General features: G+C 47.7%; 2 protein-coding genes. Both read left to right on the top strand.

The annotated features are described in order from the left end of the window. On the top strand, positions 1–3,533 hold a 3,533-nt coding region (locus KDK19_RS20575; protein WP_257252770.1), incomplete at its 5' end, for a transglutaminase domain-containing protein. 151 nt (positions 3,534–3,684) lie between these two features. Beyond that, positions 3,685–4,783, top strand: a 1,099-nt coding sequence (locus tag KDK19_RS20570) for a hypothetical protein (RefSeq protein ID WP_257292837.1), incomplete at its 3' end; no start/stop codon positions are given.

The raw sequence follows: 4,783 nt of genomic DNA, 5'->3' as shown, positions 1-4,783 counted from the left end.
GCCAGCACCTGGAAGGTGAGTTGAACGATATTCTGGCCGGTGACGCCCATCCGGGTTTCCATTTGTTTGCCACGACAAACCCACCCGAGTACAGCGGACGCAAACCGCTATCACCGGCACTGAAAGGGCGTTTCCGACATTTACCAGTACGGCAGTATAACCCGGCAGAGTTGCAGAGCATTGCTGAGAAAGTATTGCCAGAGACCCCGCAGGGGAAAGTCGTGGCTGAAAAGCTGACTCGGCTACATTGTCAATTGAGAGCATGCCTGCATCAGAAAAAACTGCCGTTTCAGCCCACCAGCCTTGATTTGCAGAATGTCGCCAAAGCGGTTCTCAGCAAGAACGATTTTACCGAAGACGGACTTCATCAATGCCTCAATCAGCACTACCGGCTTTATCTGATGGCAGCTGACCTATCGTTGGAGGAACTGCCAAAGTCACCGGCTCTGGCCATAGGTAAAGGATCACTTGATTCTGGACTTTGCGAATGGCTCAACCGAACGGTATCGGGTATCTGTCGTCCGTGGTTGATACGACAAAGTGATCGCAACAGTATTGATGAAAAAGGCCATGAAATTCGTATTAAGACTCAGCTGAGTACAGAAGCAGCCAAAACAGAAATCATCAGAATGGTGGCTCATGTAAAGTGGCAGGCAACCGGTCTTTCCCTGAAGCCGGATCAGTCGGACGATATTCTAACCAGAGCACTTTACCGATACTGGCAGCAACGCTGGTTTGATCATGAGTTTGGCTTGAAGGACGTAGACGCTGATAGTGTATTTCCACTGACGGAAGAGCAAAAACAAACGCTGAGACTACCGGCTTCCCTGCCTTATCTTCACGAGGCTGATCAGCGGATAGAGGCATGGAACAGCCATAAAGTTCAACCCTGTCCTGCGCTTTGGCATCAGATGATTGATTTGCCGAACCATTGGGCTGAGGCTCCTGAAAAATACAATCCGAAAGTCGACAAGAATCGGGCAGAGACACTGGACCGGGAAACGAACTATGAGGGCCTGGAGACGTCACTGGTTTACGAGTATAAAATTTTTGATACACAGGATCCTCCTCCCCATATGTATCGTTGCCAGGCAGAGGATATTCGTGTGTCTGCCAAGGGTGATATCACACTGATCAATATTAGTAGCCAGTACATTCATGGAGCCGAAATCCTCATACCAGACCCGTTACCAGGGCATAACCAGACTGTGACATTGACCAGTGATCAGACGCTGGCGATCTTTAACCAGTCATCAAAAAATGGTCAATTTGCATTACCCAGTCTGAAGCCTGACGACCATATTGTGGCCCTGCGCATAGATCCCGAGCTGGCATTTACCCTGGTCAGGGACCGATATACCGGACTTCACACGGTGTTCATTCCGGAGGCCAACGCCGAACAGAAAATTCAATTCACTTATATCGTAGAACCCAAACAACCGGATGGAAAAATACGTGTTCAAGAAGCCCGACCAGAACGAGCAACCTATCTTGACACCCATTGTTCAAAAGGTATGAAAACAGTCATAGAGAATCTTCTTGCGGCCATTGATGACCTGGATCCACCCGCAGAACAGATGCCCTTGTGGAAAATAAAAAATGCCAGAAGCACGACGCAACGAATTAAGGCGATAACGGCCTATTGCCAAGCTTTTTCCGGTAAGGCCCAACCAGAGAATAATGAAAATTTCTTTCAATTTCTCGTCACACAGCGGCAAGGTAGCTGCCGTCATCGTGTGCCTGTTTTTATTGCTTTTTGTCGTTATTACGGGATTCAATGTCGGCAAATAAGTAACTCTAACCACAGCTTTGCCGAGTATTCTTTGGATAAAGGCAAAACCTGGAAGTCAGTGGATTTGGGCGGGGAGCCTGTGCAGCTAAAAGAAATCGTTCCTGACTTCCAGCTCACCAGAAAGGTCCACGGTTCCGGCACTGAGTTAAAGAAGATTAAGAATCTCCTGAAAAGGGCTGATTCAGCACAATGTGAAGCCCTGGCTGAAGCCCTCGGTATACGGCTTGAGGCACTGAACGAAGCCCTTGAGACAAACAGCGCACTGCCAAAAATAAATCTGGATACTGTCGAACTGGTAAGAAGTCTTTGGGCACGGAGAGATTTAGCCGGTTTTTCCATGGGCGTCTCAATCATCGAGTCGCAAGAGGCAGAAGCATTGAGCCATTACGAGAAGGAATTGTTCGGTGGTATGCCTTACCACGATCTCGGCGGTATGCCTTGCTACAGTCGACAGACCTATAAGCCGATGTCTGATGCAGTCAGAGAAATATTGTATGCAAACGATGAAGATCAGGTCACTGAGCCACTCAGGTTACTCCATTCAAAAATGATTGATAAGGCCGGAGCATGCCGACACCAGTGGTTGAGTTCAATAGTGGATGTTCTGCTGGAAAGCAGTGACTTAACCAAGCCTTCGTTTATTCAATTTGCCCGTGAAGCCCTGGCATTAGGGTGGCTGGATCCACTGCCGATTTATGAAAGTCAAATTGTAAATCACGGTGAACATTATGAGTTATTGTTGCGTCTGGAAGCCATCAATGAACTGAAGGTTAATGCCGTTAATTGCATGAAAAAATGGTACAAGGCGTTGTTGTCCCGGGAAAAAAATAGCCAGGTATGGCAGCACACTTATATAAGCTCCCGAGTGAGAGAAAGTAATGCCTTGTTTGTCACTCATTGTCATGATGGGTTTTCCACAACCCTTGAAAATCTCATTGCCAAACGATCTTTACAAATTGCCTGGACGGACCAACCTGAGGGCGTTCCGAATATAGAACGATTGCTGGTGCGCCATCCTGCGTTCCCACAGTTAAACTCGGGCAAAGCGAACTACCGTCCGGTGATTATCCTGGGGCAACCTCGCTGGTACGACGAAGGGATGAGTGAAAAGACCGAGGCCCTGTTTCGACTAAAAATTGAGAACAACCCGAATTTGAAGCTGATATGGACACAAATGAATGAACGAGCGGAAATAAATCAACAATTCACTAAAGCTATGCAGGCATTGAGTAAAGAATTCAAAGTAGCTCCTGGTGCCCAGCGATCTAAAGATCAGGAAGAAAAATATCAGCAAAAAATGGCTGATATCAATAGCCACTACATGTCCAGGCTAGATTCCCTTCTTGATGTGCCGTTTCAAAAGGAAACGCCTGTGGATCATTTGAAGTACAAATGCATGGAAGCGATTGAGCATGCCTTCATTCATTACCTGTATGAAGTGACACACTCGAAAGGCGCACGCTTAACGTATTGTTGGGCCGGTGCTCGAATCAGGTCTGAGGGTCGCCCGAACCACTTCGGCGCTCATGATCCATCCTCACCTGAAGAGCTGTATGCCATGATGAGTGTTATTCAGAGTTCTTCCCGTCTTCAGGACACTGTAAAGGATGCTTACTTAAGTCAGGCTCATAACGCCAGTAACGCCCTGGTGCTTAAGTCCGATGAGCTGACAAAAATTGCCGAAGAGTTTTTGAGCACCGTGAACTTGAATTCGATGAGTGACGCTCTGGATACATGGTAACCGTATGGTCATGTTGAGTTTTTCGAGATCAATGATTTCCTTCAATGGTTCCGGGCAACTATCCTAATTGAACTTTCATTCCATTTTAATATCCAACTATCAAACAATTTCAATGCAGTCTTTTAAAAGATATTAGAAAGGGTGGTTGGCTATGGATAGTCGGATCGGGGAAATAAACAAATCGGTTCTTGATAGTGACGTTTATGATACTAACGTACCATTAAAAAAACCAAAGCTGGAATTATCGGCAAATGATGTAGCGATCTGCTCTGATGTCATTACCAAACTCAATGTATCGTCACCTCAGATTAAGTCACCTGACCGGGAGAGAACCGTATCCTCAACGGATTCCTCACTCCAAAAGCCTCCTCATGCTTTCGATTTTCGTTTTGTCACCAGTGATGATGAGGTTCGACAGCTTTTAATTGCGCGGACCTGCGATGAACACCGGGATGTCACCCTTATTTCCCATCCCGATGACCTCTCACAGGCTAACCTGGTGTGCCGGTTAAGCATTTCCGGTGATGGTCACCAAGCTCTAAGCCCGGGCAAGCTGTTTGAAGGTTCGCAGCCATTGACTCTGGTGCTGGATATCCGAAAGCTCACCAGCGAGGAACTGCCCAAATTTAACGACCTGCTGGACCCGGACAACCCCTGTCTGTACGACAAAGTCAGCCAGAAGAAGCGCCCCCTGGGCGAGCATGTTGCTCTGCTGGTCGTGGCAGACCCTGAACAGTTGACATCGATTGGCCAGCGTGAAGACTCACCTGGTGCTGATTTCTGGCGGCGGATTAATCGACCGGGCAATACCTGGCAGTTCGACGCACAGACCGACAATGATCCATCGATGGACGACGATGTTCATATGATATTGATTGAACTCCCTGCTGCCGAAAGCGCAATGGATAACGACAATACCGTTCTTATTGACTGCCACTTGCACAGTAACTGGCGACAGTTGCTGTTGGGCGGTCCCGGTGTAGATAAACAGGGACGAATTAAGCACCTTCCCGGCAGGCTTGAGTCACTGAAGGCCGGACAACAGGTGATTCTGAAAGGGGCCAACTGGCAGGATCTGGCCTTCGAACAGACAATTCGGCAAATGCTGGCGCAGCAGTGCTTTGAGAGCAATGGGAAGGTCTGTCAGTTACCCGACAATGTTCAGTTTTATCAGATGCCGGTAGGGAAGAACGAACTTCATTCACTGTTCCAAAGCCTGTCCCACTCATGTGATAAAAAAGAAGAGCAGG

It is taken from the genome of Endozoicomonas sp. ONNA1 (assembly GCF_024606325.1).
Taxonomy (GTDB): Bacteria; Pseudomonadota; Gammaproteobacteria; order Pseudomonadales; family Endozoicomonadaceae; genus Endozoicomonas_A.
The sequence above is the reverse complement of the archived record's forward strand: the minus strand, read 5'-3'. Positions and strand labels throughout refer to the sequence as shown.